The sequence below is a fragment of the Streptomyces sp. NPDC101219 genome, from assembly GCF_044767675.1.
GTDB lineage: Bacteria > Actinomycetota > Actinomycetes > Streptomycetales > Streptomycetaceae > Streptomyces.
The window spans coordinates 132,821-156,750 of record NZ_JBIWOK010000006.1; the positions used below are offsets into that span (position 1 = coordinate 132,821).

Consider the following 23,930-nt stretch of genomic DNA (forward strand, 5'->3'; position numbering starts at 1 on the left):
GGCCCTTCCCGGTCGCGGAGAGCGGGCTATTGTGCGCTTCATGACGAGCTCTGACAAGCCTGACAACGCCTCGGACACCGCCGACTCCGCGCCGGCACACACCGGCGTCGCCGCCCTCGACTGGGCTGCCGCGTCCGCCGAACCGCAGTACCGCGCCGCGGTCGTGGACCTGCTCGGCGCACTGGCGTACGGAGAGCTCGCGGCGTTCGAGCGGCTCGCGGAGGACGCGCACCTGGCGCCCACGCTGGACGACAAGGCGGAGCTGGCGAAGATGGCCTCGGCCGAGTTCCACCACTTCGAGCGGCTGCGGGACCGGCTGGCCGAGATCGGGGAGGACCCGACCCGCGCCATGGAGCCCTTCGTCGCCGCCTACGACGGCTTCCACAAGCAGACCGCGCCCTCCGACTGGCTGGAAGGGCTGGTCAAGGCCTACGTCGGCGACTCCATCGCCAGTGACTTCTACCGCGAGGTCGCCGCCCGTCTGGACTCCGACACCCGCGCCCTGGTGCTGGGTGTGCTCGACGACACGGGCCACGGCGGCTTCGCCGTGGAGAAGGTGCGGGCCGCGATCGACGCCGACCCGCGCGTGGGCGGGCGACTCGCGCTGTGGGCGCGCCGGCTGATGGGTGAGGCCCTGTCGCAGTCCCAGCGCGTGGTCGCCGACCGGGACGCCCTGTCGACGATGCTCGTGGGCGGGGTGGCGGACGGCTTCGACCTCGCCGAGGTCGGCAAGATGTTCTCCCGCATCACCGAGGCCCACACCAAGCGGATGGCGGCGCTGGGCCTGGCGGCCTGACCACTGCCGTACCGGTCAGGTCAGGCCCGAGGCCCCGACGGTGGCTCGGGCGGCGCCAGGGGGGTGACGGTCCGCCGAGGGCCGCGATCCCGATCCCGCTGACGGGGTGGTTGTGGTGTCGCCGGGGTCGCGGTCAGCGTCCGGGCCGGGGCCGGCGCCTGCGGGTCAGGCGGTCGCCGAGCGGCGACCGAGTCTTCCCGCGGGGCGCAGCAGCAGCGACACGGAGGCCACGGAGACGATCACCGCCCCGAGCAGGACCGCCGGCAGGCCTCCCGCGTCCAGGGCGCTGTGTGTCACGAAGGCACCGAACAGGGCCCCGGCCACACCCGTGGGGACGACCATCGCGGGGGAGGGGAGACGGTGCGGCAGACGGCGCGTGGCCGCCCAGGCGAGTGCCAGGCCGAGGATCGCGGAGCTGATCGCTTCCAAGAGCATGTCGGGGGTCCCTCCCACATGGCCGGCCTGCGCAAATCGGTCAAGCCCGTCTTACCCTCGACCTGCGAAATCCAATCCTCGCCTGCGCGTGCCCTCACCCGCGCAGACGGAAGGGCCCGGTGGTCTCCCGACCACCGGGCCCTTCCGTTCGTCCGTCCGTCCCTCGGACGCCCTGCCGGACGTCCCGCCGGGACCTCGGGCTACAGCGCGCCGAAGCCCACCTTGCGCGGGGTCGGCTCACCGATCTCGACATACGCGAGGCGGTCCGCCGGAACCAGCACCTTGCGACCGTGCTCGTCCGTCAGGCTCAGCAGCTGGGCCTTCCCTGCCAGGGCCTCGGCCACCACGCGCTCGACCTCCTCGGCGCTCTGACCGCTCTCCAGAACGATCTCGCGGGGCGCGTGCTGCACGCCGATCTTGACCTCCACGGCTATGTCCCTCCGACGGTCAGTGAAGTGCGCGACCTTCCGCGCCGTACCAGCACACATTAGCCCGGTGAGGGGACGTACACGCTGCGCCCGGCCACGCCAGGAGCGAACATCCGACGGGAACAAACGACCGTCGGCGCCCCCTCAGTGCTGCTGCTCGCTGCCGTGCAGCGGGAATCCAGCGATGCCCCGCCAGGCCAGCGAGGTCAGCAACTGCACCGCCTGGTCCCGCGGCACGCTGCGGTCGCTGTGCAGCCAGGAGCGCGCCACCACCTGGGCGAGGCCGCCGAGCCCCGAGGCGAGGAGCATCGACTCGTCCCGCGACAGCCCGGTGTCCTCGGCGATGACCTCGCAGATCGCCTCGGCACACTCGTTGGTGACCTTGTCGACCCGCTCGCGCACCGCGGGCTCGTTGGTCAGGTCCGACTCGAACACGAGACGGAACGCGCCGCCGTCGTCCTCCACGTACGCGAAATAGGCGTCCATGGTCGCCCGCACGCGCTGCTTGTTGTCGGTCGTCGAGGCGAGAGCGCCCCGTACGGACTGGATCAGCGCCTCGCAGTGCTGGTCCAGCAGGGCCAGATACAGATCCAGCTTGCCCGGGAAGTGCTGGTAGAGCACCGGCTTGCTGACCCCGGCCCGCTCGGCGATGTCGTCCATCGCGGCCGCGTGATAGCCCTGTGCGACGAAGACCTCCTGGGCAGCGCCCAGCAACTGGTTCCGTCGGGCCCGGCGCGGCAGGCGGGTGCCCCTCGGGCGTACCGCCTCTGTCTGCTCGATGGCTGTCACGCCGCCTCCCATTGTCGTCCACATGCGGTGTGAGCCGCGCCGCCATCGTACTTTTCGGTAACCGTGGTGTGCGCGGTGAGCGTGCAGAATTTCACGGACCGGACGGCGGTGAAAGTGCCGCGGACGGTTTCGGAGCAGGCCGGACCGGGCAGGATACGCCCTTTTCTCCGTACCCGCCGCACCGCTCGTGGTGACCGTTCGACGGCAGCCTCCTGGGAGACCTTGTCACCGGTAGTCGTCCTCGTCCAGGGATACGACCCTGGCCTGCTCCACGAGGTCAGCCTCGTTGGCCCGGGTGCGGTCGACCTCGGTGAGGGGGTCGTCCCGGTCCTCGTGGACGTCCGCCTGCTGGTCCGCCGCGTCGGCCCGCGGGGTCTCGACGTCCAGCGGCTCCTCGTCGGGGAGGTCCTCTTCGGTCACGAACGTCTCGGGATCGGTGGGATCTATGGCCATGGCTGGGCTCCCTTCCTACTCCTGCGAATGTCCCTGAGGAATACAGGGGGCCACATGCGGGTGCCCTCTGTACGAGCGTAGGAGACACCCGATCCGGATGCCATGCGATCCGCGACCGGAACGTGACGCAGCGCGCACCCCCGCATCCCGCGCGGATGTCCCCGGCCCGACGCGCGGGGCGGGCCGGGGGACGGCTCTGTGAGGGCGAACACATGATCTGCCGTGTGATCGTCTCGTAACATTGCCGCATGTCTTCGCCCGAGCTGCCGTTCGTGCCGCCCACCGACGTGCTGCCCAAGGCGGCCGCCGTCCGGGTCGCCGAGGGCGAGCACGTCAGGTCCGTGGAACTGCCCGGTGTCACGCTCACCGTGCGCTCGCGCCGGCCCGCGCGCGAGGGTCTGCCTCCCGCCCTGTACGTGCACGGCCTCGGCGGCTCCTCGCAGAACTGGTCGGCCATGATGCCGCTGCTGGACGACGTGGTCGGCAGCGAGGCCGTCGACCTGCCCGGCTTCGGCGACTCCCCGCCCCCGGACGACGGCAACTACTCCATCACCGCGCACGCACGCGCGGTGATCCGTTACCTGGACAGCTCCGGCCGCGGCCCGGTGCACCTCTTCGGCAACTCGCTCGGCGGGGCGGTCACCACCCGGGTCGCCGCCGCCCGTCCCGACCTGGTGCGCACCCTCACCCTCGTGTCCCCGGCCCTGCCCGAGCTGCGGGTGCAGCGCACCGCCGTGCCCACCGGACTGCTCGCCGTGCCCGGCGTCGCGCAGCTGTTCACCCGCCTCACCCGCGAGTGGACCGCGGAGCGGCGGGTGCGGGGCGTGATGGCCCTCTGCTACGGCGACCCCGGGCGGGTCTCCCCCGAGGGCTTCCGCCACGCGGTGGAGGAGATGGAGCGGCGGCAGCAGCTGCCGTACTTCTGGGACGCCATGGCGCGCTCAGCGCGGGGCCTGGTCAACGCGTACACCCTCGGCGGCCAGCACGGACTGTGGCGCCAGGCCGAGCGGGTGCTCGCTCCGACTCTCCTCGTCTACGGCGGCCGGGACCAGCTCGTCGGCTTCCGCATGGCCCGGCGGGCCACCCGCGCGTTCCGCGACTCCCGGCTGGTGACGCTCCCGGACGCGGGGCACGTGGCGATGATGGAATACCCCGGGACGGTGGCTGCCGCTTTCCGTGAACTCCTCGCGGATGCAACGGATTCGGCGGTGGAGGGGGATACTGTGCAGCCGGGCGCGAAGCGCGCCCCGGGCTCGGCCGCCGGCACCCGCGCGGACGAGACCGCCGACGGCGGGGCGACCGCCGAGAACCTGAGGGGCTGAGGCGCGACGTGGGACGCCACAGCCGTCGTGGACCCGCACCCAAGGGCGACGCTCCCACCGGCCGGGACGGACATCCCCTGCCGGGCGACGCCGGTGCCGGGCAGGACGGTCGAGCGCAGCAGCCACTGCCGCCGCAGCAGCAGTGGCCGGGGCGACCCGGGCCGCAGGGGCAGCCCTCGGGCGCCGTTCCCGGGCCGAGCGCCGCGTATGGCTCCCCGGCCCACGACGCCCCCGCGTACGCGGCCCGGACCACGGGGCCCGTGCAGGAGCACGGACAGCAGCAGGGGTACGGGGCCCGCGAGAGGTACGCGAACCCGGCCCACGGCCCCGGTACGCACCAGGGACATGCGGCCCCCCACGGATACGGGGCGCCCGCGCAGCACGGCCCCCCTGCCTACGGGACGCCTCCGCACGGTCTGCGGAGGTACCCGGAGGGGACGCCTGCTCAGGGTGTGCCGCATCTGCCGGAGGGTACGCCCGCGCTCGGTGTGCCGCATCTGCCGGAGGGGACGCCTGCTCAGGGTGTGCCGCGTCTGCCGGACGGGTCGCCTGCTCAGGGTGTGCCGCGCTACGCGGACGGGACGCCTGCTCAGGGTGTGCCGCATCTGCCGGAGGGGACGCCCGCGCACGGTGTGCCGCGCTACGCGGACGGGACGCCCGCACGTGGCGTGCCCCGGCTGCCGGACGGGACGCCCGCGCACGGGACCCCGCGCCTTCCCGACGGGACGCCCGCGCACGGCGTACCCCAGGTCCGGGGCGGGCACCCCGAGCAGCGGGACGCCGGGGGCGGCTGGGGCCACTGGGGCAGCCCCGCTGGGGCGGGGCCGACCACGACCGGCTACGGCGCTCACACGGGCACGGCCGCGCCGGTTCCGCGGCAGCGGCAGGCCCCCTCCGGCGCGGGCCCGCGGCAGGACTACCTCGCCGCCTTCGACGCGCCCGACGACGTCTTCACGCCGCGCACGCCTCCCACCGGCCACCGCACGTCCACGGCGCCGCGGCCGGCCCCGCGACGCACGGACCCGCACGCCTCCGACGCCTACGCCGATCCGTACGCCTCCGTCACGGAGTGGGCCGACGCCCCCGTCGGCACCCCGGCCGGCCCGGACGACGCACCGCCCACGGGCGAGCCCGCGCCGGCCAAGGGTGTCAAGGGGCGCGCGTTCACCGGGATCGCGGCGGCGGCCATCACCACCGTGCTCGCCGTCGTCGTGGCCGGGCAGGTCACCGACGACGGCGACGCCTCCGGCGCGCGGTCGCAGTCCGCGGCCGACGGGCAGCGCGACATCCGCGAACCGGCCTCGCGAGGGGACGACCGGGAGACGCCCGCCGCAGCGCCCGAGGCCCGGCCGCTGACCTACGCGGAGAAGATGGGCGCCACCTACGCGCTCAAGCCCGACCTAGCGGGCTCGGGGAAGTTCGACGCGATCCGCGGCGTCGCCGCGGCACCGGGCAAGGGGCAGAAGATCACCTACCGGGTGGACGTGGAGCAGGGGCTCGATCTCGACGGCGAGCTGTTCGCCGAGGCGGTGCAGAAGACGCTCAACGACGAGCGCAGCTGGGCCCACAAGGGCGCCCGCACCTTCGAGCGCATCCATTCGGGCCGCGCCGACTTCGTCATCACCCTCGCCAGTCCCGGCACGACTGCCGAATGGTGCGCCAAGTCCGGCCTGGACACCACCGTCGACAACGTCTCCTGCGACTCCGCGGCCACCGAACGCGTCATGATCAACGCCTACCGGTGGGCCCAGGGCGCCGAGCCGTACGGGGACAAGATCCACGCCTACCGGCAGATGCTGATCAACCACGAGATCGGCCACCGCCTCGGCTACGGGCACGTCACCTGCGACAAGGACGGCGACCTGGCCCCGGTCATGCAGCAGCAGACCAAGTTCGTCGACCACGACGGAATCGACTGCCGGCCGAACCCCTGGCCGTACCCGAACGCCTGACACGCCGCCCGGCGCGGCCTTGGTCGGCGTTGCCACCTGATCGTGTGACGAATCGTGTCCGGTCGATCTCTTAGCGCGACCAAACGCGCTCCGCACCCGAAAGTTACGACCGTTCACCCCTTCTGATGGTGCGACGGACAACCGTCCATCGCACCACCGCCTGGTCCGCATACGTTCGTCCCGCTGCGAGCCGTCGGGTCAACGGCGGCTCCCTACACGGGAGATCGGGGGTGCACTCGTGCGCATCGGACTGCTTACGGAAGGTGGCTTTCCGTATCTGGGCGGTGACGCCGGGCTCTGGTGCGACCGCCTGGTGCGCGGACTCGGCCAACACGAGTTCGACGTCTACGCGTTCAGCCGAAGTGAGGCCCAGGAGGACGCGGGCTGGGTCCCGCTGCCGCCGCAGGTCGCGCGGGTACGGACGGCACCGCTGTGGGCGGCCGAGGACGACGGGGTGGTGCACGGGCGCCGTGCGCGCCGGCGCTTCATGGAGCACTACGGCGAACTGGCCGCCGTCCTGTGCGCCCCGGACCACGGCTCGCTCGACGCGCACGCCGCCGCACTCCCCGACGCGCACGCCGCCGGGGACGACGACGAGGACCACCGTGCGGGCCGCGGCGGCACGCACCCGGGCGCACCCCCGGTGCCGCTGCCGGGCACAGACCCTGCCGCACCGGAGGCGGACCGTTTCGCCAACGCTCTGTACGGCCTCGCCGAGCTCGCCCGCGACGAAGGCGGGCTGGTGTCCGCCCTCCGCTCCGAGCCGGCCGTGCGCGCCCTGGAACGCGCCTGTCGTGCGCCCGGCGCCGGACGTGCCGCGCGCGACGCCCGCGTACCGGATCTGCTCGCCGTCGCCGCCCACCTGGAACGCGCCCTGCGCCCCCTCTCGCTCGACTGGTACGGCCGGGACGGCCTCGGCGCCGTCGACCTGTGCCACGCGGCGTCCGGCGGCCCGGCCGCGCTGCCCGGTCTCCTCACCCACCACTTCTTCGGAGTCCCGCTGCTGGTCACCGAGTACGGCGTACGGCTGCGGACGCACTACCTGACCCGCCCGGACGCCTCCCCGGCGGTGCGGTCGCTGCTCGCCGCCCTGCACGGGCGGATCGCCGCCGAGACCTACCGCCGCGCCACCTTCGTCACCCCGGGCAACACCCACGCCCGCCGCTGGCAGGAACGCTGCGGGGCCGACCGCGCCAAGCTGCGCACGGTGTACCCCGGCATGGACGCGGCCCCCTTCGCCGAGCTGGGCGAGTCACCGGAGTGCGCCGACCCGGACACCCTGGTGTGGGCCGGCCGGGTCGAACCGGCCAAGGACCTCGTCTCCCTGCTGCACGCCTTCGCCGAGGTCCGCAAGGCGGAGCCCCGCACCCGCCTGCGGATCGTCGGCGCCCCGGCGGACGCGGAGGGCACCGCCTACCTGGCGCACTGCCGGGCCCTGGCCGCCCACCTGTTCCCCGACGAGGCCGACGGGCCGCACGCCGTGGGCGACAACCCCGTCTCCTTCGAGGAGATCGGCGGGCCCGACCTGCCGACCCCGGCCGACGCCTACGCCGCCGGTGCCGTCACCGTGCTGTCCAGCGTCGTCGAGGGTTTCCCGGCCGGTCTGGTCGAGGCGATGTTCTGCGGACGGGCGACGGTCTCCACGGACGTCGGCGCCGTCGTGGAGGTGATCGGCGGCACGGGACTCGTCGTACCGCCGCGCAATCCGCGGGCGCTCGCGGAGGCGTGCGTCTCCCTGCTGCGCGACCCCGCGCGCCGTGAACGCCTCGGGGCCGCCGCACGCGCCCGGGCACTGGAGTTGTTCACGGTCGAGCAGAACATCGCCGCCTTCGACGGCCTGTATCTGGAGACCGTCGCCCGCACGCCCCTCCGCCGGGCCCGCCTCGACGACACCGGCGGCCTCCTGCCGTTCGCCGTCCCCGCCGAGGCGCACGTCCCCGGGAACTGGACGGCACGCCGCGCCACGCCCACGTGGGCCCGTCCCGCCGCCGCCCGGGCGACCGCGACGGAGGCCGCCCGATGAGCGGCCTGCGAGACCTCAGGAAACTCGGTGACCCGGGAGAGCCGCAGGAGGAGGCCGACGGCCTCGGCGGCGCCTACGCCTCCCCCGCCGCCGACGACGGCGCCGGTGGACCCGGTGGCGCGGACGGCTCCGGCGGCGCGGACAGCTCCGGCGGTGCCGCCGGCCCCGGCGATGCGGGTGGTCCCGGCCGTGCCGGTGGGCCCGGTGGCGCAGGCGGCCCCGGCGCGGTCGGCGGGCAGCGGGTGTCCCCGCGGGCCACCGCCGGGCCGCGCGGCGCCGCCGACCCGGTGAAGGCCCTCCTGCACCGCCACCGCGAGCTCTGCGAACGCGCCGTGGACCCGCTGGAGATCGCCGCCGGCCTGGAGGCCCACGGCATCACCGACCGGACCGCCGCCCGCTTCCGGCACCGCGACGTCTTCTCCCTCGCGGAGGAACTCTTCGCCCGCGTGCCCCGCGACGGCGACACCGCCCACCCCGCCACCACCGCGGCACCCAAGGCGCGGGCCGACTGGATCGTCCTCACGCTGCTCCCCGGCGCCCTGTGCCTCGCCTCGGTGCTCGTCCTGCGCCACACCCACGGCCAGACCCGGCTCCTCACGGCCGCCGTCGGCATCATCGCCCTCGCCTCGGCCGTCCGGGCCGCCCTGCGCCGCGGCCCGCTGAGCAGGGCCGGCCGCACCCCGGCCCCCGGCATGACCGGCTGGACCTGGTGGCTCGTCGGCTACACCCTGCTGGGCGACGGGCTCCTCCAGGCCGCCATCACCGGCAGCCCCGACGGCCCGCCCGCCCCCGACGGCGACTGGCCGCTCGCCGCGGCCCCCCTGCTCGCCCTCGCGCTGGCCTGTGCCCCCGCCGCCTGGACCACCCACCTCTTCACCCGCGGGGCCCGCCGCAAACTCACCGCGAGCCGCGGACTGGAGGACTTCGCCGCCTCCGTGCGCCCCCTGCTGCTCGCCACCGTCGCCCTGTTCCTCTGCGCCCTGGCGGGCCTCCTCGTCCTGTGCGCCACGGCCCTCGACGAGCCCCTCGCCGTCTCCGGCGCCCTCGCCACCGGCGCCCTGCTCCACCTGGCCCGGCTCCTCACCGTCCACGGCTTCACCCACGGCCCGAGGATGCTGGTCGCGTTCGCGGCCACCGCCCAGGCACTCGCCCTGACGACCGTCTTCGCCGCCCGCCTCCCCGGCCTCACCCCACTGTCCACCCCGGTGGAAACCCTGGTCACGGCCTGGCACCCGGCCGCCGTGCCCACCCTCAGCTGCGGCGTCGCGGCCCTGGTCCTGCTGATCCACGCCACCCGCCGCCTCACCCGGGCCTCCGCCCACTCCCACCCGGAGCCGGCGCAATGACCGGCCCGGCCGCCCCACCGGCGGGCACCCGGCCGGCCCGGGCACCGGCGGACGCACCGGCGCGTCCCCGCCCCGGACTCCCGGCCGCACCCGCCCACCCCCCGACGCGCGCCCCCGGGCAGCCGCGTGCCCCCCACCGGGACAGCCGTCACCTCCCACCCCGCCCACGCCACGGTCGACCGGCAGCCCGGCACGGCACCACCCCACCGCGGGCATCCCGCACCCCCGAAGGAGAACCCACATGATCACCCGCCCAGCAGCCTCGGACGTCGATGGAGCCGCCCGATGAGAGTCCTGCTGATCGGAGCCAACGGTTACCTCGGCCGCTTCGTCGCCGACCGCCTGCTCGCCGACCCCGCCGTCCAGCTCACCGCCCTTGGCCGCGGCGACGACGCCGACGTCCGCTTCGACCTCGCCACCGGCAGCCCCGGCGCCCTCACCCGGTTCCTCGACGCCGTCCACCCCGGTGTCGTCGTCAACTGCGCCGGCGCCACCCGTGGCGGCGCGCGCGAACTCACCCGGCACAACACCGTCGCCGTCGCCACCGTCTGCGAGGCCCTGCGCCGCAGCGGCTGCGGCGCCCGGCTCGTCCAGATCGGGTGCAGCGCCGAGTACGGTCCCAGCCAGCCCGGCTCCTCCACCGCGGAGGACGCCGTCCCGCGCCCCGGCGGCCCGTACGGCGTCAGCAAGCTGGCCGCCACCGAACTCGTCCTCGGGTCCGGCCTGGACGCCGTGGTGCTCCGGGTCTTCTCGCCCGCCGGGCCCGGCACCCCCGCCGGCTCCCCCCTCGGCCGTCTCGCCGAGGCCATGCGACGCGCCATGCAGTCCGGCGACGGCGAGCTCAAGCTGGGCGGGCTCGGCGCGCAGCGCGACTTCGTCGACGTGCGCGACGTGGCGCGGGCCGTCCACGCCGCCTCGCTGTCCGCGGCCCAGGGCGTCATCAACATCGGCTCCGGCCGCGCGGTCCGGCTGCGCGACGCCGCCGCCGTCCTCGCGCGCGTGGCCGGCTACAGCGGCGCACTGCACGAGCTGGACGGCCCCCACACCCCGCACCTGCGGCCCGCCATCGGCCACCCCCGCACCGAGTCCGACCACCAGGTGGCCCCGGTGGCCGCCCCCTACCCGGACGGCTGCGGCAGCTGGCAGCAGGCCGACGTACGCACCGCGCGGGACCGGCTCGGCTGGCGGCCCCGCATCAACCTCGAGGAGTCCCTCGCCGACATCTGGATGGAGGCGGCATGCCGTATCTGACCCGGCCCAGACCGGGCTCCGCCGACACCGGCGTGCGCAACGGCTTCGGCGTCCCCGGGCTCGCGCACCCCCTCGTCGCGTCCGCCGAGTGGAGCGAACTCACCCGTCCGGGCACCCCCCTGCACTGGGCCGTCCTCAACGTGGCCGACGGACCCGGCGTGCAGCCCGATCCCAGCTGCCTCGAAGCCGTGGGGCACCTGCGCAACGGCGGAGTGCGCGTCCTCGGCCACCTGGACCTGGCGCACGGCGCGCGCGGCCACCACGAGGTGATCTCCGGCGCCCACCGGTTCGCCGACTGGTACCGGGTCGACGGCTTCCTCCTCGACCGCTGCCCGGCCGACCACCTGGCCCTGCCCGCGGTGCGGCGGACGGTCGCCGGACTCCGGTCGATCCGTGACACCGCTCACATCGTCCTCGGCCACGGCATCCACCCGCACCCCGGATACGCGGAGTGCGCCGACCAGTTGGTCACCTTCTCCGGCCCGTGGAGCGACTACCGCTGGTCGCAGGTGGCGGAGTGGACCACCGACCATCCGCCCGAGCGGTTCTGCCACTTCGTGCACGGCGTGCCCCGCGCCCACCTGGAGGAGGCCCTGCGCATCGCCCGCTGGCAGGGCGCGGCGACCATCTACTTCACCGACCGGGTGGAGCGCGGCTCCCGCACCGACCCCTGGGAGTGCCTGCCCGGTTACTGGGACGATCTCGTCTCGCGGATCGGGACGGGTGTCTCGGAATGAAAAAGGCCGTGGCACTGTTACGAGGAGAACAACCGTAGTGATTGACCGACCAACGGAGTCCCCGTGTCGTTGCCACCCCTGGTCGAGCCGGCCCCCGAGCTCACCGTAGACGAGGTCCGCAGGTACTCCCGCCACCTGATCATCCCCGACGTGGGGATGGACGGGCAGAAGCGGCTGAAGAACAGCAAGGTGCTCTTCGTGGGCGCCGGTGGTCTGGGTTCGCCGGGGCTGATGTACCTGGCCGCCGCGGGCGTGGGCACGCTCGGCATCGTGGAGTTCGACGAGGTCGACGAGTCGAACCTGCAGCGCCAGGTGATCCACAGCCAGGCCGACATCGGCCGCCCCAAGGCGGAGTCCGCCCGGGACACGATCAAGGGCATCAACCCGTACGTGAACGTGGTGCTCCACGAGGAGCGGCTCGAGTCCGACAACGTGAAGGACATCTTCAGCCAGTACGACCTGATCGTCGACGGCACGGACAACTTCGCGACCCGCTACCTGGTCAACGACGCCTGCGTCCTGCTGAACAAGCCGTACGTGTGGGGCTCCATCTACCGCTTCGACGGCCAGGCCTCCGTCTTCTGGTCCGAGCACGGCCCCTGCTACCGCTGCCTCTACCCGGAGCCCCCGCCCCCCGGCATGGTCCCCTCCTGCGCCGAGGGCGGCGTGCTGGGCGTGCTGTGCGCGTCCATCGGCTCCATCCAGGCCAACGAGGCCATCAAGCTGCTCGCCGGCATCGGTGAGCCGCTGGTCGGCCGCCTGATGATCTACGACGCCCTGGAGATGCAGTACCGCCAGGTCAAGGTCCGCAAGGACCCCGACTGCGCGATCTGCGGCGACAACCCCACCGTCACGGAGCTCATCGACTACGAGGCCTTCTGCGGCGTCGTCTCCGAGGAGGCCCAGGCCGCGGCGGTCGACTCCACGATCACTCCCAAGCAGCTCAAGGAGTGGATCGACGACGGCGAGAGCCTCGAACTCATCGACGTGCGCGAGCCGAACGAGTTCGAGATCGTCTCCATCCCCGGCGCCCGCCTGATCCCCAAGAACGAGTTCCTCATGGGCAACGCCCTGGAGAGCCTCCCGCAGGACAAGAAGATCGTCTTGAACTGCAAGACGGGTGTCCGCAGTGCGGAAGTCCTCGCGGTCCTCAAGTCCGCGGGCTTCGCCGACGCCGTCCACGTCGGCGGCGGCGTCATCGGCTGGGTCAACCAGATCGAACCGGACAAGCCGGTCTACTGACCCCGGGCCCCACTGCCCGACGAGGCTGAAGAAGCCCACGGCTCCGACCAGTTCGGACGCCGTGGGCTTCCTGCCGTCGCCGGCCGTCCACGACGGCCCGCCGTGCCGGGGTCAGGAGCAGACCTTGCCGTCCTTCGGGACCGTGCCCTCCAGGAAGAAGGAGTCGACCGTGGCGTCGACGCAGTCGCTTCCGCTGCCGTAGGCGCCGTGGCCCTCGCCCTTCCAGGTGAGGAGGACACCGACGTCCTTGCCGAGTTCGTCCGCCATCCGACGGGCGCCCTCGTACGGCGTGGCGGGGTCGCCCGTGTTGCCGATGACCAGGATCGGGTCCGCGCCCGGTGCGCTCACCTCAGGGGTGTCGAACTGGCCGGGGACCGGCCACTCGTGGCACCAGCCGGCCAGGTCCCAGCCCAGGAAGGGGCCGAAGACTGGCGATATCTCCTCGAACTCCGGCAGCAGCTTCTTCACGTCCGTCAAGGACGGCCGCTGCTTGTCGTCCAGGCAGGAGATGACCCGCTGCGAGTGGGTGGTCGTGCCGTACCGGCCCGACGGTTCCCGCTCGTTGTAGCCGTCGGCCAGGGCGAGCAGGGCGGTGCCGTCGCCCTTCTCGGCGGTCTCCAGGGCGATGGTCAGTGTCGGCCAGCCCTCCTTCGTGTAGAGGGGCAGGACGATGCCGGTCAAGGCCAGGGACTGGGTGAGTTTCCGGCCGTCCGTCGACGTCGGCAGCGGCTCGGCGTCGATCCGCCGCAGCAGGTCCGCTATCTCGCGCGATCCCTGCTCGGGGTCCTTGCCGGTGGACTTCAGGTAGTTGTCCAGGGCGCGCTGGAAGCCGAGCGACTGGTTCTTGGCGTGGCCGACGGCGTCGGCGGTCGGGTCGACGACCGCGTCGAGCGTGAGGCGGCCCACCTTCTCGGGGAACAAGTGGGCGTACACGCCGCCGAGTTCGGTGCCGTAGGAGATGCCCAGGTAGTTCAGCTTGTCGTCGCCGACGGCCTGGCGGATGCGGTCCATGTCGCGGGCGCTGTCGGTGGTCGAGACGTGGGCCAGCAGCTTGCCGGCGGACTTCTCGCAGCCCTTGCCGAAGTCGACGGCGTCGTCCAGGAAGGTGCGCTCCTCGGCGGGGGTGTCCGGGGTGCCGTCCACCTCGGCCTCGGCGGCCTGGATGTCCTTGTCGCTGCGGCAGCGGACGCCCTCACTGGCGGACACCCCGCGCGGGTCCCAGCTGACGAGGTCGTAGCGCTCGCGGAGCTTGGCGGCGGTGCCGGCGTAGGACGGCAGCATGTCGATGCCCGAGCCGCCGGGTCCGCCGAAGTTGAACAGCAGGGAGCCGAGGCGGTCGTCCCCGGTGGCCTTCGCCCGTATCAGGGCCAGCCCGATGGTGGGGCCGTCCGGCTTGGACCAGTCCAGCGGAACCTTCAGCGTGGCGCACTGCCAGCCGTCCCCGGGGGCCGGTTCGTCGCCGGAGGACTTGCATGCTCCCCAGTCCAGTGCCGACGCGCCCTTGCCGTCGTCCTGGGAGCCGCCGTCACCGGAGTCGTCCCCGGTGCAGCCCGCGGTCAGCAGCCCGGCGGCGACCACCAGGGCCGTCCACCGTACGAAACGCGTCATCTGCCACATCCCCCCTCACTGGCCGTCCGCATCGTCCCGCGGATGGCGGTCAGGCCATCGTAGGCGGAGCGGACGACGTCCCGCTGACCCTGTGGACAACCCTGTGACCAGCGCATTTACGGTTCCGGACGGTGTCAGGTGCAGACGGTTCCGCTCTTCGGCACCTTCCCGTCCAGCAGGTAACCGTCCACGGCGGCCCGCACACACTTGTTCTTGCTGCCGTAGGCCCCGTGGCCCTCTCCCTCGTACGTGAGTTCCACGCCGACGCCGGAACCGAGGGCCTGCGCCATCCTGCGCGCACCCTCGTACGGCGTGGCCGGGTCACCGGTGTTGCCGATCACCAGGATCGGCGCGGACCCGGGCGCGCTCACGTCGGGATGGTCGGCCGCCCCCGGCACCGCCCAGTCGGTGCAGCTGAGCATCCCCCAGGCCAGCTGCTCGCCGAACAGGGGAGAGGCCTTGCGGAACTCGGGCAGACTGCGCTCGACGTCCGCGGTGTCGTACCGGGGTTTGTCGTCGGCGCAGTTGATGGAGATGTTCGCGGGGACGAGGTTGCTGTACTCGCCGTTCTCGTTGCGCCCGTTCATCGAGTCGGAGAGCAGCATGAGGATCGTCCCGTCACCGGCGTAGGCCTGGTCCAGGCCGTCCGTCAGGAACTCCCAGAAGTCCCGCGAGTACAGCGCCTGCAGGATGCCGCTGGTCGCCGCGGACTGGGTCAGCTCGCGGGGGAAGACGCCGGGGATGGGCTTGCGGTCCAGCTGCTCCAGGAACCGGGCGATGCGGTCCTTCACGTCCTGCACGCTGTCGCCGACGGGGCACTCCTCGGTCTGCGAGACGCAGTCCTCGGCGTAGTTGTCGAGCGCGAGCTGGAAGCCGCGGGCCTGCCCGAGCGAGCCCTGCTCCGGGTCCTGCGTCGGGTCGACGACCGCGTCGAACACGGCCCGGCCCACCCGGCGCGGGAACAGGTGGGCGTACACGCCGCCCAGTTCGGTGCCGTAGGAGATGCCGAAGTAGTGGAGCCGGTCGTCGCCGAGGACCTGGCGCATCAGGTCGAGGTCACGAGCGGTCTCGGTGGTGGCGACGTGCGGCAGGATGCGCTCCGAGTTCTCCTCGCAGGCGTCGTTGAAGTTCTTGGTGCTGTTGAGGAGTTCGGTGCGTTCCTGCTGGTCGTCGGGGGTGGCGTCCTGTTCGAGGAAGGCGTCGAGCTGCTCGTTGTCCTCGCAGCGCACCGGGGCGCTGCGGCCGACCCCGCGCGGGTCGAAGCTCACCAGGTCGTAGCGGGCGCGCAGGGACGCGAAGTCGGGGCCGAAGGACGGCAGGGCGGTGACACCGGAGCCGCCCGGTCCGCCGAAGTTGAAGATCAGGGACCCGATGCGCTTGTTCCGCGGGCCGTCCGCGCGGGCGCGGATCAGCTCGATGCCGATGGTGTCCCCCTTGGGCTCGTCCCAGTCGAGCGGCGCCTTCATGGTGGCGCACTGCCATGTTCCGCCGTTCGGCAGCGGGGAGGGGGCCGGGCCGCCGCCCTGGGCCTCGGACGGGGCGGGGCAGTCCTTCCAGCTGAGGTCCTGCTCCGTCAGGTCCTCCGCCTTCGCCTCCTCACCGCAGCCCGCGAGCAGTGCGGGCAGCAGCACGGCGGAGACGGACAGGGCGGCGGCACGCAGGCGGAAGGGCTTGGGCATGCCTCCATCCTGCGGTCGCGCGGGACGGGCCGCGCGACCGCGGGTGCCGTACGAGGGAGAGCGGCGCGTGGACGCGACCGGGGCGGACCGGGACGGCGGCACGCGCGTGCCGTTCCCGGCCGGGGCGCGCCGTTACAGGGCTTCCTTGCGGGTGAGGTGGTTGAAGGCCAGCCAGCCGGGCAGGACCGGCAGCCACAGCGTGAGCAGCCGGTAGAGCAGCACCGCGGGGGCGGCGACCTCCTTGGGCAGGCCCACCGCGATCAGACCGACCGTGAGGGTCGCCTCGACGGCACCCACACCGCCCGGGGTCGGGGCGGCCGACCCCAGTGCGTTGCCGGCCAGGAACACCACGGCCACGCCGGCGATGCTGATGGACGTCGTCTCGTCGCCGAACGCCCGGATCGAGGCGTCCAGGCACATCACGAAGCATCCGGTCAGCAGGAGCATGCCGCCGATGCCGGTGACCAGCTTCTGCGGGCGCTGCAGCACGTCCAGCATGCGCGGCACGACGCCCGCGAAGAGGGACCGCACACGCGTGAGGACGAACTTGCGCAGGAACGGAACCGAGGTGACCACCAGCACCAGCACCGCCACCGTCAGCAGGCCCGCGATGACCGTGCGGGACGGCGAGAGGGACGGCGTCTTCTCGGTACCGGTCAGGTAGCCGAAGGCCAGCAGCATCAGGATGTGGCAGCCGAGGCCGAACAGCTGGGAGGCCCCGACGCTCGCCACCGCGAGCCCGGGCCGCACTCCCGCGCGCTGCAGGAACCGGGTGTTCAGGGCGACCCCTCCCACGGCCGCCGGGGCGACGATCTTCACGAAGGAGCCGGCGACCTGAGCCGCCACGGTCCGCAGGAACGGCACCCGCTCGGGCACGAATCCCAGCAGCGCCAGGGCCGCCGCGAAGTAGCTGGCCGCCGAGAACAGCACCGCCGCCGCCACCCAGCCCCACTGCGCGTTGGCGATCAGCGGGCCGAACTCGATGTGGGTGAGCTGCGTCAGCAGGAAGTACGCGCCGATCGCGCCGGCGATGAAGCTGATCAGCGTGCGGGGGCGGACCCGCTCCAGGCGGGCCGGTTCGACCGGGGCCTGCGGCCTGATCCGCAGCACCTCGTGCCGGATCTGGGTCAGCAGGTCCTCCTCGCGCGCCTCCTCCAGGGCGTCGTCGATGGCCCGCTTCTCCGCCCGCTGTTCCGCGCGTACGGCCTTCTTGTCCGGCCGCTCCAGTTTGTCCGCCCGGTCGGGCCGGCCGGGGGAGCCGGTGGCCCCGGCCTGCTCCGCGCGCAGCAGCTTGGCCTGCCTGGATGCCTCCAGGACGGCCTCCCGTTCGCGTTCCGCCCGCTCCCGCGCGAGGCGGCGCAGGGTCGCGCGCGTGGAGCGGCTCAGCGCGATCGGCTGCAGCATCGGCAGACAGTCCGCGACGGCGTCGGGCCCGAGCACGCTGACGGCGGAGGCCACTGCGCGTTCCGCTCCCACCCGCAGGCCGAGCGTCACCAGCAGCTGGGAGGTGTCCATGCGCAGCAGCAGGTCACCGGCCGCGATCTCCCCGACGCGCATGTCGGTGAGGATGACGGTGCCGGAACGATCCACCAGGATCGCGTCACCCACCAGCCTGCGGTGCGCGATCCGCCGGGACTGCAGCGCCCGCACCTGGTGCCAGGTGTCGCGCAGCAGCGCGTCGGTGATCTCCTCGTCCGGCAGCGAGTCCAGGGTGCGCCCGCCGGTGTGCTCGTAGACGAGCATCACCGCGTCGGGGCCCAGCTCGGAGGTCGCGATCAGCTTGGGCGCGTTGGCACCGGCCGCGATGGCCGCGTACGCCAGCAGGGCCTCCTGCTCCAGGGCCTGACGCAGCGACTGCAGGCTCCGGCGGGTGGCGAAGCCCCGCAGCGTCAGGTTGCGCCACGCCCGGTAGAAGAAGCCCTGCGCCTGCTGTTCGCGGTCCACGACCGTCACGTCCAGCGGTGGGCCGTCCTCCAGGGTGACGAAGTATCTGCGGCCCCGGTCGCCCGTCTCGGTGGCGTCGGGCGCCTCCACGCGGGACGCGGTCACCGGGCGGAAGCCGACGGTCCGCAGGCCCGCCATGAGGTTGCGTCCCGTGGGGCGGACGTTGGGCGAGCCGACGGCGTACAGGGTGCCGTAGGCCACGCTCCAGCCGATCAGCACGGTCAGGATGATCGAGAACGGTGTCGTGTAGCCGGTGACCAGCATGGAGAACGCGTCGAGCAGCAGCACGACCCACAGCACCGCGCGCCAGCGGGGTCTGCGGGACATGCCCACGGCCGTCATGTACGCGATCACCGGGGCGAGGTAGCCGTGCACCGGGTCGGTCAGGGCGTGGATGTCGCCGGGGGAGGGCTGGGTCAGCGCCTCCTGGATGGAGGCGGGGGCGGCCCGCGCGACCCACAGGTCGGTCGCGAGCGTCACCCCGTGGGCCAGTACGGCGGCGAGCACACCGTCGGCGATCCGCAGCCCGTCGCGTTTGATGAGCCGCTCGATGGCGAAGGCGACCGGCACCAGGAGGATGGCGATGCTGGAGGCCAGACCCGCGACCTTGATCAGCAGGTCGGGCGCCTGCCCGGTGCCCTTGTTGATGTCCTGTTCCAGGCCCGAGGTGGTGCCGTGGGCGAACGCGGCGATCGCCAGCAGCACCACCACGGCGAGCACGCCCACCAGAAGCCGCATGAGGTCCGACGGGCGGTGCACGCGCGCGGGGAGCAGCGGTTCGTCGCCCTCCACCTCGTCGACGTGCACCGTGTCGGCATCCATGGCCTCGGCGCCACGCGATCGGTCCGGGCCCCGGTCGCCGGTGCCGCGCGAGCCGTACGGGCCCGATCGGGTGTCCGGGCGGTCACCGTCGCGGTCGTCGTCGCGGTCGTCGTCGCGGTCGGCCGGGTGCCGGCCCGCAGTGCCCCGGCCCGCGGCGCCCCGGCCCGCGGTGTCCTGCTGCCGGGCGCCCGGGCCGGGGGAGTCCCGGCCGTGGGCGTCACCGTCGTGCGAGTCCGGAGCCTTCCGGCCACGGGTGTCCCGGTCGTGGGAGTCCGGGGCCTGCCGGTCACCGGTGTCCGGGCGGTCCGAGTGGTCCGGGCGGTCCGGGCGCGACGAAGCGCCAGGGGTGCCTTCCGCGTCCCCGGGGTGCGCACCCTGCTGCTTCATCGTCTCTTCTTGATCTCGTATCACCAGTCACCGCCCGCACGATGGTGGCATGCCGAACCGGCACAAGGGGGTATCAGGGTCCACCTGCGGGGCCGCACAGTCTGCCCGAAAGGGCTTCCCCGGGCGAGGCGTACGCACGCGCGGGAGCGCCTTCCGTTGTCGGTGGGGTGGTGCAGGATGGGGCGGATGAGCCAGGAAAGTCTTCCGTCCGGCACCGGTCCGGAGCCCGCGGACGCCCTGCCGGCATACGCCGAGCGCGTGCTCGACGTGGCCGATCTCATCCCGCCGGGCCGGGTGATGACGTACGGGGACGTGGCCGAATGGCTGGGGGAGGGCGGCCCCCGGCAGGTCGGCCGGGTGATGGCCCTCTACGGAGGGGCCGTCCCGTGGTGGCGTGTGGTGCGGGCCGACGGCGTCCTGCTGCCGGGTCACGAGCTGCGTGCCCTCGGTCACTACCGCGAGGAGGGAACGCCCCTCAAGGAGGCCGGCCGGGCCGCGGAGGACCACCTGCCGCGCCTCGACATGAGACGCGCGCGGTGGGACGGGGGCGGCCGTGCGGAGGGTCACACCTGACAGCTTCCGCCATCCGGCAGGCCGCGGTGGGGCCGGTGATCCGTACGGGGGAAACGGGGCACGTCCGTGGCATGACGTACGTTCGAGTCCAGAGGGACCCACGGGCCGGATGTGCCGGACGGGAAGAAGCGGAAGCTCTGCTTCCGGGCTTCCCTTCGGCGTAGCGTCGGCTGCACGTGTTCCCCTCACCCCGCGACCACCGCCCTCCACGCGCGGCGGAACGCCAACCAGTACACCCACCAGGACCGGCGAACCACGTGAGCTCCTCTTCCTCCACCAGCGGCCTGTCGCACCCCCAGGTGCGCCGGGGGAACCGTGGTGCCTATCGACTGGTCCGTACCCCGCCGGCTCGCGTGAACCCCCCTCGACTGGACGCCGACCAGCGCTCCGTGGTTGAGCACGGGACCGGCCCGCTGCTCGTTCTCGCAGGTCCGGGCACCGGAAAGACCACCACGCTGGTCGAGTCCGTGGCCACGCGCGTCGCCCGCGGCGAGGACCCCGAGCGGATCCTCGTCCTGACGTTCAGCCGGAAGGCGGCGGTCGAACTGCGCGACCGCATGGCGCTGCGGATGGGCGCCGCGCGCGCCCCCCTGGCGACCACCTTCCACTCCTACTGCTACGCCCTGGTCCGGGCCCACCAGGACCAGGATCTGTTCGTGGAGCCCCTGCGGCTGCTGTCCGGCCCCGAGCAGGACGTCACCGTCCGCGAGCTGCTCGCGGGCCAAGTGGACCTGGAACGGCTCGGCCTCGCCCACGTGCGCTGGCCGGACGAGCTGCGCGCCTGCCTGACCACCCGCGGCTTCGCCGACGAGGTCCGGGCGGTAATCGCCCGCAGCCGCGAGCTCGGGCTCGGCCCCGACGCCCTGGACGCCTTCGCCCGCCGCATCGGCCGCCCCGACTGGCGTGCCGCCTCGGCCTTCCTCGCCGAGTACCTCGACGTCCTCGACCTCCAGGGCGTGCTCGACTACGCGGAACTCGTCCACCGCGCCGTGCTCCTCGCCCGCCGCCCCGAGGTGGCCGCCCGGCTCGCCGCGCAGTACGACGCCGTGTACGTCGACGAGTACCAGGACACCGACCCCGCCCAGGTACGGCTGCTGCACGCGCTGGCCGGGGACGGCCGCACCCTGATCGCCCTCGGCGACCCCGACCAGTCGATCTACGCCTTCCGGGGCGCGGACGTGAACGGCATCCTGGAGTTCCCGCACGCCTTCCCCCGCGCGGATGGCCGCCCCGCCCCCGTCGAGGTGCTGCGCACCTCACGCCGCTCCGGCGCGGCCCTGCTCGCCGCCACCCGGCTGCTGACCCGGCGCATGCCGCTGCCCCGGCTCCCCGCCGAGAAGGTCCGCGCTCACCGGGAGCTGACCCCGGTACGGGAAGGCGGCCGAGTCGAGGTGTACACCTACCCGACGTCCGGCACGGAGCTCGACAACATCGCCGACATCCTGCGCCGGGCGCACCTGGAGGACGGGGTCCCCTGGGCGGAGATGGCCGTCCTGGTGCGGGCCGGCGCCCGCACCATCCCCGCCGTCCGCCGCGCCCTGACGTCGGCGGGCGTGCCCGTCGACGTCGACGGCAACGACGTACCACTGCGCCACGAGCCCGCGGTCGCCCCCCTGCTGACGGCTCTGCGAGCGGTGGCGACGGCGGAGGCGGAGGCGCGGGAGCGGCACGGGACCGGAGCCGGGACCGACCCCACCGAGCCCGACCCCACCGAGCCCGACCCCGGGCTCGACGTCACCGGGACCTACGCCACCGAGCCCGACGCCACCGAGGCCGACTCCGCCGGGCTGGACGCCACCGAGGCCGACCCCGCCGGGACCGACCTCACCGGGACCGGACCGGCGGCCGGGGCCGCGGAGGAACCGGGAGCGGACGCGGCGACGGCAGACGGTCCCCCGGTCGAGGGACAGGCCGAGACCCCGGCCCACACCCCAGCCGACACGCCGGTCGCCCCGACGGCGACGGCCGGCCAGGCCGAAGACACCTGCTGGCTCGACACCGAGACCGCCCTCACCCTCCTCACCTCCCCCCTCGCCGGCATGGACGCGGCCGACCTGAGGCGGCTCGGCCGAGCCCTGCGCGAGGAGGAGAGGGCTGCCGGCAACCCCCTGCCGCCGCCCTCCGACGTCCTCCTCACCCGGGCCCTCGCCGAGCCGGAGCGCCTGGCCGTCCACGACCCCACCTACGCGCGCGGCGCCCAGCGGCTTGGCGCGCTGCTGCGCACGGCCCGCGAGCGGCTCGCGCGCGGCGGCACCGCGGAGGAGGCTCTCTGGGACCTCTGGGACGGCACCCCTTGGCCCCAGCGGCTGGAGCGCGCCGCCCGGCGCGGCGGCGCGGCCGGACGCAACGCGGACCGGGACCTCGACGCCGTGTGCGCGCTGTTCGCGACCGCCGCCCGCGCGGAGGAACGCACCGGCGGCCGGGGCACCCTGAACTTCCTGGAGGAACTCGAGGCCGAGGACATCGCCGCCGACACCCTCACCCGCCGCGCCGTGCGCCCCGACGCCGTACGCCTGATGACCGCGCACCGCTCCAAGGGCCTGGAGTGGCGCCTGGTCGTCCTGGCCGGGGTCCAGGAGGGCCTGTGGCCCGACCTGCGCCGCCGGGGATCCCTCCTGGAGGCCGACCGCATCGGCCGCGACGGCCTCGCCGAACCCCTCACCCCCGGCGCCCTGCTCACCGAGGAACGCCGCCTGTTCTACGTGGCCGCCACCCGCGCGCGGGAGCGTCTCGTCGTCACCGCCGTGAGGGCTCCCGCGGACGACGGGGACCAGCCCTCCCGCTTCCTGACCGAACTCGGCGTCGAACCCAAGGACGTCACCGGCCGCCCGCGCCGCCCCCTGTCCGTGGCCGCGCTGGTCGCCGAACTGCGCGCCACCACCGTCGACCCCCGGGTCTCCGACGGCCTGCGGGAGGCCGCCGCACACCGCCTGGCCCGGCTCGCGGCCCTCGCCGACGAGGACGGACGTCCCCTGGTGCCGTCCGCGCACCCCTACCGCTGGTGGGGCATGTTCGACCCCACCGAGTCGAAGGTGCCGCTGCGCCACCGCGACCAGCCCGTCGTGCTCTCCGGCAGCGCCCTCGACCAGCTCGCCCACACCTGCGCGCTGCAATGGTTCCTGGGCCGCGAGGTCAAGGCCGACGCCCCCGCGACCGCCGCCCAGGGCTTCGGCAACGTGGTCCACGTACTGGCCGACGAGGTCGCCTCGGGACACACCCCGGCGGACCTCGCCGTGCTCATGGAGCGCCTCGACTCCGTGTGGAACGCGCTCGCCTTCGACGCGCCGTGGAAGTCGGCCCAGGAGAAGGAGAACGCACGCGCCGCGCTGGAACGCTTCCTCCGCTGGCACGTCATGGACCGCACCGGCCGCACCCCGGTGGCCAGCGAGCACGACTTCGACGTCACCCTCGAAGCCGGCGACTACGAGGTCCGCATCCGCGGTCAGATGGACCGCGTCGAGGCCGACGGCGACGGGCGCGCGTACGTCGTCGACTTCAAGACCGGCAAGCAGGCGCCCACCGCAAAGGAGGTGGAACGCCACCCCCAGCTGGCCGTCTACCAGCTCGCCGTGCGCGAGGGCGCCGTCGACGAGGTCTTCGACGGGGTGCGGCCCGAGCCGGGCGGCGCGGAACTGGTCCACCTGCGCCAGGGTGCCGCCCGCCGGGACGGCGGGGAAACCCTGCCCAAGGTGCAGGCGCAGGAGCCGCTGGAGGGGGAGTGGGTCGGCGACCTGCTGGCCACCGCCGCCGGGAAGGTCCTCGACGAGCGGTTCGCCCCGAGCACCGGCCAGCACTGCACGCACTGCGCCTTCCGCGCGTCGTGCAGCGCCCGGCCGGAGGGACGCCACGTCGTGGAGTGAGCCGGCCCTGCGCCCGCTGGGCCTGCGGGGGCGTCGCGCGCCGGGTGTGCTGCGCCGGGCCCTGCGGGGGGCGTCGCGCGACCGGCCTCGTCCGTCGGCCTGCCGGGGGCGCCCCGCGACAGGTGTTCTGCACTGGGCCTGCCGGGGGCGTGGCGCGCCCGGTGTCCTCCGCCGGCCAAGGCACTCCACCGAACCGGTGTGACCCGTTGCACCACCCACCCCGACCTGCGGTTTGGACTCCACCCAGGGCGGCGCGGGGCTTCGCTGTCAGTGGCCGCCGTTA

17 protein-coding genes are annotated in these 23,930 nt (G+C 73.8%); 10 read left to right on the top strand and 7 right to left on the bottom strand.

The window, feature by feature from the left end; all coding sequences use genetic code 11:
- The first annotated feature begins 40 nt into the window (after positions 1–40).
- Complete coding sequence (locus ACIRPP_RS13625; RefSeq protein WP_403641462.1) at positions 41–796, top strand: ferritin-like fold-containing protein; 756 nt, start codon at positions 41–43, stop codon at positions 794–796.
- A 165-nt stretch (positions 797–961) separates the two neighbouring features.
- Here the strand turns inward: ACIRPP_RS13625 and ACIRPP_RS13630 are convergent, their stop codons facing one another.
- The 4 genes from ACIRPP_RS13630 to ACIRPP_RS13645 form a co-directional block, all read right to left on the bottom strand.
- The gene (locus ACIRPP_RS13630; protein WP_403641465.1) at positions 962–1,231 is read right to left on the bottom strand and encodes a hypothetical protein; all 270 of its coding nucleotides are present in this window, start codon (positions 1,229–1,231) and stop codon (positions 962–964) included.
- A 200-nt stretch (positions 1,232–1,431) separates the two neighbouring features.
- Positions 1,432–1,659 (bottom strand): DUF3107 domain-containing protein, encoded by a 228-nt coding sequence (locus ACIRPP_RS13635; protein ID WP_164350261.1) that lies wholly within the window; start codon positions 1,657–1,659, stop codon positions 1,432–1,434.
- Between the two features lie 144 nt (positions 1,660–1,803).
- Positions 1,804–2,448, bottom strand: coding sequence for a TetR/AcrR family transcriptional regulator (locus ACIRPP_RS13640; protein WP_164332558.1), 645 nt, complete (start codon positions 2,446–2,448; stop codon positions 1,804–1,806).
- A gap of 225 nt (positions 2,449–2,673) precedes the next feature.
- On the bottom strand, positions 2,674–2,901 hold the full coding sequence (locus tag ACIRPP_RS13645) for a hypothetical protein (protein ID WP_403641468.1): 228 nt from the start codon (positions 2,899–2,901) through the stop codon (positions 2,674–2,676).
- 248 nt (positions 2,902–3,149) lie between these two features.
- Here ACIRPP_RS13645 and ACIRPP_RS13650 point away from each other — a divergent pair, with 248 nt between their 5' ends.
- The 7 genes from ACIRPP_RS13650 to moeZ all read left to right on the top strand — a co-directional run bounded on the left by ACIRPP_RS13650 (position 3,150) and on the right by moeZ (position 12,774).
- Positions 3,150–4,223, top strand: a complete 1,074-nt coding sequence (locus ACIRPP_RS13650; protein WP_403641471.1) for an alpha/beta fold hydrolase — start codon at positions 3,150–3,152, stop codon at positions 4,221–4,223.
- Between the two features lie 596 nt (positions 4,224–4,819).
- The gene (locus ACIRPP_RS13655) at positions 4,820–6,175 is read left to right on the top strand and encodes a DUF3152 domain-containing protein (RefSeq protein WP_403641473.1); all 1,356 of its coding nucleotides are present in this window, start codon (positions 4,820–4,822) and stop codon (positions 6,173–6,175) included.
- A gap of 238 nt (positions 6,176–6,413) precedes the next feature.
- Positions 6,414–8,198, top strand: coding sequence for a DUF3492 domain-containing protein (locus ACIRPP_RS13660; protein WP_403641476.1), 1,785 nt, complete (start codon positions 6,414–6,416; stop codon positions 8,196–8,198).
- Entirely contained in the window at positions 8,195–9,544 is a 1,350-nt protein-coding gene (locus ACIRPP_RS13665; protein WP_403641479.1) for a hypothetical protein, read from the top strand. The genes ACIRPP_RS13660 and ACIRPP_RS13665 overlap by 4 nt, the downstream gene beginning before the upstream one ends.
- A 285-nt stretch (positions 9,545–9,829) precedes the next feature.
- Positions 9,830–10,795, top strand: coding sequence for an NAD-dependent epimerase/dehydratase family protein (locus ACIRPP_RS13670; protein ID WP_403641482.1), 966 nt, complete (start codon positions 9,830–9,832; stop codon positions 10,793–10,795).
- Positions 10,783–11,532: a spherulation-specific family 4 protein gene (locus ACIRPP_RS13675; RefSeq protein ID WP_403641485.1), complete on the top strand. Its 750-nt coding sequence runs from the start codon at positions 10,783–10,785 to the stop codon at positions 11,530–11,532. The genes ACIRPP_RS13670 and ACIRPP_RS13675 overlap by 13 nt, the downstream gene beginning before the upstream one ends.
- A gap of 63 nt (positions 11,533–11,595) precedes the next feature.
- On the top strand, positions 11,596–12,774 hold the full coding sequence (gene moeZ, locus ACIRPP_RS13680) for an adenylyltransferase/sulfurtransferase MoeZ (protein WP_403641488.1): 1,179 nt from the start codon (positions 11,596–11,598) through the stop codon (positions 12,772–12,774).
- 111 nt (positions 12,775–12,885) lie between these two features.
- On the opposite strand, the gene ACIRPP_RS13685 is transcribed toward moeZ, so the two are convergent.
- The 3 genes from ACIRPP_RS13685 to ACIRPP_RS13695 form a co-directional block, all read right to left on the bottom strand.
- On the bottom strand, positions 12,886–14,382 hold the full coding sequence (locus tag ACIRPP_RS13685; protein ID WP_403641491.1) for an alpha/beta hydrolase: 1,497 nt from the start codon (positions 14,380–14,382) through the stop codon (positions 12,886–12,888).
- Between the two features lie 134 nt (positions 14,383–14,516).
- On the bottom strand, positions 14,517–16,061 hold the full coding sequence (locus tag ACIRPP_RS13690; protein ID WP_403641494.1) for an alpha/beta hydrolase: 1,545 nt from the start codon (positions 16,059–16,061) through the stop codon (positions 14,517–14,519).
- A 132-nt stretch (positions 16,062–16,193) separates the two neighbouring features.
- Entirely contained in the window at positions 16,194–19,214 is a 3,021-nt protein-coding gene (locus ACIRPP_RS13695) for a YbhN family protein (RefSeq protein WP_403641496.1), read from the bottom strand.
- A 186-nt stretch (positions 19,215–19,400) separates the two neighbouring features.
- On the opposite strand from ACIRPP_RS13695, the gene ACIRPP_RS13700 reads away from it, so the two are divergent.
- A complete protein-coding gene (locus ACIRPP_RS13700) occupies positions 19,401–19,787 on the top strand; it encodes an MGMT family protein (RefSeq protein WP_403641499.1) in 387 nt (128 codons plus the stop codon).
- Between the two features lie 257 nt (positions 19,788–20,044).
- Positions 20,045–23,647 (top strand): UvrD-helicase domain-containing protein, encoded by a 3,603-nt coding sequence (locus tag ACIRPP_RS13705; protein ID WP_403641501.1) that lies wholly within the window; start codon positions 20,045–20,047, stop codon positions 23,645–23,647.
- Positions 23,648–23,930: the final 283 nt, after the last annotated feature.